This window comes from Desulfovibrio sp. (genome assembly GCF_035644575.1).
Lineage (GTDB): Bacteria > Desulfobacterota > Desulfovibrionia > Desulfovibrionales > Desulfovibrionaceae > Desulfovibrio.
Window position 1 is genome coordinate 1 of record NZ_DASQOG010000025.1, and the last position, 4523, is coordinate 4523.

7 protein-coding genes are annotated in these 4523 nt (G+C 57.9%); all 7 read left to right on the top strand.

Going from position 1 to position 4523, the window contains the following annotated elements:
- The first annotated feature begins 170 nt into the window (after positions 1–170).
- On the top strand, positions 171–740 hold the full coding sequence (locus tag VEZ52_RS01010; protein WP_324835150.1) for a DUF177 domain-containing protein: 570 nt from the start codon (positions 171–173) through the stop codon (positions 738–740).
- 107 nt (positions 741–847) lie between these two features.
- Positions 848–1030 (top strand): 50S ribosomal protein L32, encoded by a 183-nt coding sequence (rpmF, locus tag VEZ52_RS01015; RefSeq protein ID WP_022658456.1) that lies wholly within the window; start codon positions 848–850, stop codon positions 1028–1030.
- The gene (plsX, locus tag VEZ52_RS01020; RefSeq protein ID WP_324835152.1) at positions 1030–2064 is read left to right on the top strand and encodes a phosphate acyltransferase PlsX; all 1035 of its coding nucleotides are present in this window, start codon (positions 1030–1032) and stop codon (positions 2062–2064) included. The genes rpmF and plsX overlap by 1 nt, the downstream gene beginning before the upstream one ends.
- A 15-nt stretch (positions 2065–2079) precedes the next feature.
- Positions 2080–3066, top strand: coding sequence for a beta-ketoacyl-ACP synthase III (locus tag VEZ52_RS01025; protein ID WP_324835154.1), 987 nt, complete (start codon positions 2080–2082; stop codon positions 3064–3066).
- Positions 3067–3230: 164 nt separating this feature from the next.
- Positions 3231–3995: a 3-oxoacyl-[acyl-carrier-protein] reductase gene (gene fabG / locus VEZ52_RS01030; RefSeq protein ID WP_240824733.1), complete on the top strand. Its 765-nt coding sequence runs from the start codon at positions 3231–3233 to the stop codon at positions 3993–3995.
- A gap of 69 nt (positions 3996–4064) precedes the next feature.
- On the top strand, positions 4065–4298 hold the full coding sequence (acpP, locus tag VEZ52_RS01035) for an acyl carrier protein (protein ID WP_022658452.1): 234 nt from the start codon (positions 4065–4067) through the stop codon (positions 4296–4298).
- A gap of 61 nt (positions 4299–4359) precedes the next feature.
- On the top strand, positions 4360–4523 hold a 164-nt coding region (locus VEZ52_RS01040; protein ID WP_324835155.1), incomplete at its 3' end, for a beta-ketoacyl synthase N-terminal-like domain-containing protein.

The following is a 4523-nucleotide window of genomic DNA, read 5'->3' on the forward strand; positions in this document are numbered from 1 at the left end:
TGTGGCCCTCTACCTCACGGGATCGCGCCTGACCGGACCGGAAAACGACAAAATCCTTGCCCAGGCAACTCGCCTGGTCTGCGCCGCAGAAGGGCTTGCGACGCCGCTTGACAATATGTATTGACATGATTGACCAGCAAAGGTATGAAGTCCGACTTTCGAGGTATCACATGCAGAACTATCGCATTTCTCTCAATGACCTTTCCCCCGAGGGCAAGGAATTTACTCTGGACGACCCCGCCATCTGGCAGGAACCCATGGAGGAATTCCACCTGGGCTGCCGCGTGAGCAAACCGTTGTGCGCGCGCATTCTGGTTTTGCCCACGGATGGCGGCTGGCTTGTGCGCGGCACACTTGAGGGAGAAGTTGTTCTGCCTTGCAGCCGTTGCGCGGAAGATTCCACCGTGGCCATTGCCGCGCGCTTTGAAGATTTTGAGAGTCTCCCTGGCGGCAGCGATGATGAAGACGAAAAAGAAAGTTACGCCCCGCTGCCCGATATGGATGGCGTGACCGAAGGCCGCATTGTGTTTGAACGCAACGCCCCCATGCTGGATCTTGCCGCCATTTGCTGGGAAGAACTCATGCTGGCATTGCCCCCGACACCCCTTTGCAGCGATAACTGCAAAGGCATGTGCGCCGGATGCGGGGTTAATCTTAATGAAGGCATGTGCGCCTGCACGGAAGAAGAAGGCGACCCCCGCATGGCGGCATTGCGCGGCCTCACTCTGCACAAAAACTAGACAATCACAATTTTTTTTACTAATCTGCTGTGTCTTGCGGGCGGGCATGTGCGCCAAGCCGCCCAAACCCGCACAAACATTCCGCAAGACAGGAAAAGGAGACTACCATGGCCGTTCAGCAAAACAAGAAATCCCGTTCCCGCAAGGGCATGCGCCGCTCACATGATCGTGTGGCCGTGCCTGCCGTTATCTACTGCTCCTGCGGCGAACCCACCGTTCCGCACAGCGTGTGCCCCAACTGCGGTACCTACAAAGGCCGCCAGGTGATCGCCAAAAGCGAAAACGAATAATGAACGAGCGCCCCATCATTGCCGTGGACGCCATGGGCGGGGACTTTGGCCCCTCAGTGGTTGTGCCGGGAGCTATAGAAGCTGCAAGGCTTTATGATCTGCATGTCCAGCTTGTGGGCGACACCCCCAAGCTGGAGGCCGAGCTCGAAAAGCTCGATCTTACCAATGTGCATTTCGACATAGTTCATGCCGATGATGTGGTGCATATGAACGAAAAACCTTCGGATATTCTGCGCCGCAAAAAAAACGCGTCCATCCAGGTGGCCTGCCGTCAGGTCAAGGATGGCGCGGCGGATGCTGTTGTCAGCGCCGGGCATTCCGGCGCTACGGTGGCTTGCGGCATGTTCATCATGGGGCGTTTGCCCGGGGTGGAGCGCCCTGCTCTTGCAACCTTGCTGCCCACGGAAAAAAGTCCAGTGGTCGTGCTTGATGTGGGAGCAAATGTGGATTGCCGCCCCTATCATCTGTTCCAGTTCGGCCTCATGGGCGATGCTTTTGCCCGTGACCTGCTGGGCTATGCCTCCCCGCGTGTGAGCATCCTCAGCATTGGCGAAGAAGAGGGTAAGGGCAACAGTCAGGTCAAGGAAGCCTACGACCTGCTTAAAATGGCCCAAAACCTCAACTTTGCGGGCAATGCCGAAGGGCGCGACATCTTTATCGGTAATATCGACGTGGTTGTCTGCGATGGTTTTGTCGGTAACGTGGTCGTTAAGATGAGCGAGGGGCTGGCTACCTCTCTGGTGCGCATGCTCAAGAAGGTGTTTACGTCCGGCGTGTTGCCCGCCATTGGCGGCATGCTGGCCAAAGGCGCTTTCAAGCGCTTTGCCCGCACCATTGACTATGCAGAATACGGCGGCGCTCCCCTGCTGGGCCTTCAGGGCCTGGCCATTGTCTGCCACGGGCGCTCCAGCGCCAAGGCCATGACAAACGCCATCAAGATGAGCGGGACCTTTGTGCGCAAGGGAACCAACAGTCGCCTCGGTGAAACCATTCTTGCCAACGAGGAACTCACACGTTTCTCCCGCGCTATATAACCATACGGTATTTCTATGAATCCACTTTGTCATCTGCTCGCCTTGAGCGCCTATGTGCCGGATACGGTGCTGACCAATAGCGATCTCGCCAAGGTGGTGGACACCAATGACGAATGGATTGTTTCCCGCACCGGCATCAAACAGCGCCACAGGCTGGACGATGCGGAAAACGCCTCGGATCTCGGCCTCAAGGCCGCCCGCAAGGCGCTTGTGGAAGCCGGGATAGACGCAGGGGAACTCACCCACATAGTTGGCGCAACCTGCACCCCTGACGTGCTCTCTCCCTCCGTGGCCTGCATCATTGCCGGGCAGCTTGGCGCGGGCAAGGTCATGGCCTTTGACATCAGCGCGGCCTGCTCGGGCTTTCTGTACGGGCTTTCCATCTGCCGCGCCCTGCTGGCGCAGGATCCTGACGCCAAAATTCTTTTTGTCTGCACCGAGGCGCTTACCCGCCGCGTAAACTGGGCAGACCGTTCCACGTGCGTGCTTTTTGGCGATGCGGCCACGGCCTGCATTGTGAGCAGCGCTTCCAACAATGCCATGTCTTGCGTTGAAGACGTGGTTTGCCACAGCGACGGAGTGCAGCGCGACCTTATCGTGGTCGGCGGCGGCACCCGCTGCCAGTACGGCCTTGGCGAACCTGTCGGTGAAGACTTTTTCATCACCATGCAGGGCCGCGAAACGTACAAGCATGCAGTGCGCAACATGGTGCACGTGTGCGAGGAAGTGCTTGCGCGCAACGGCCTTTCTGGCGCAGATGTGGACCTGCTGGTGCCGCATCAGGCAAACATGCGCATCATTGAAGCCGTGGGCAGCCGCCTTGAATTGACGGGCGATCGCGTGTTCACCAATGTGGAAAAATACGGCAACACATCTTCCGCCTCCATTCCCCTGGCACTGAGCGAAGCTCGTGCCCAAGGCCGCATTCGCCCCGGCAGCCGAGTTCTTATGACGGCTTTTGGCGCAGGCCTTACCTGGGGCGCCGCATTGTTACGCTTTTGAGGCAATGCGCCTGCGGGATTGCCCCGCAGCACAGCGCCATGTATACTGAATTTCAGTCAGGCCAGGCCGTAAGCCGGGCAGCGCCGCTGCCAAAATAACGCAAAAAGGCGATCCCCGGGATACGGTCTCCTTTTTTACAGGACTCAGACAAAGGCGATATAAGCATGAGCACAGCGCAATCCTCCCCTGCAGCCGGACTGCCGACAGCCCTGGTTACCGGCGGTTCGCGCGGCATTGGCCGGGCCATTGCCCAAACCCTTGCCCGTGACGGCTTTCAGGTATTTCTCACCTACGTCAGCAAACCCGAAGAAGCGGAAAAAGTCGCAGCCGATATCTGCGCCGCTGGCGGCAAGGCCAAGGCCTTTGCCCTTGATGTCAGCAACAGCGAATCCGTGGCCGACTTTTTCGCTACCCAGATCAAGGACAAGGTTGATCTTGCGGTGCTGGTCAACAATGCCGGCATCACCAAGGACTGCGTTCTTATACGCATGAAGGACGAAGACTTCGACCGCGTTATCGCCGTCAACCTTCGCGGCGCGTTCGTCTGCACGCGAGAAGCCGCAAAAATCATGAGCAAGGCCCGCAAGGGCCGCATTGTTAATATTTCTTCCGTGGTGGGGCAGATGGGCAACGCGGGGCAGGCCAACTACGCTTCGGCCAAAGCCGCCCTGCTGGGGCTTACCAAGTCCTGCGCCAAAGAACTGGCCGCCCGCCAGATTACGGTTAACGCCGTAACTCCGGGTTTTATCGAAACGGACATGACCGCGACACTCAATGCCGACGTGCGGGCGAGCTACACAGACAGCATCCCGCTCAGACGTATGGGCAGCGCCGAAGATGTGGCAGAGGCCGTGGCTTTTCTTGCTTCGGACAAGGCGGCCTACATCACCGGGCAGGTGCTGGGAGTGAACGGCGGCATGTACTGCTAGGCATTTACTACGGAAGACACCCGGCCAGGGCCGGGGTTAAGCAGACCACTAATTTATCTGGAGGATACCATGTCTGACGTTACTGAAAAAGTTACAAAAATCATCATTGACCAGCTCGGCGTGACCGCTGAAGAAGTGAAGCCCGCTGCTTCCTTTGTGGAAGACCTCGGCGCCGACTCCCTTGACCTGACCGAACTGATCATGGCTATGGAAGAAGAATTCGACATCGAAATCGCCGACGACGACGCCCAGAAGATCCTGAAAGTTCAGGATGCCATCAGCTACATCGAAAACAAGCAGTAATAGCGCTTGTTATAGTATATGCAGCGCGGGGGGGTCTGCCCCCCGCCTCAAAGGAGCATGCATGACCCGTCCCCGCGTAGTAATCACCGGCATAGGCGGCGTTACGCCCCTCGCCAATGATATTGAGAGCACCTGGAAAAAACTGCTCGCAGGCGAGTCGGGCATCGCGCCCATCACGCTTTTTGACGCCTCCGCCTACGATTCCCGCATTGCCGGTGAAGTGAA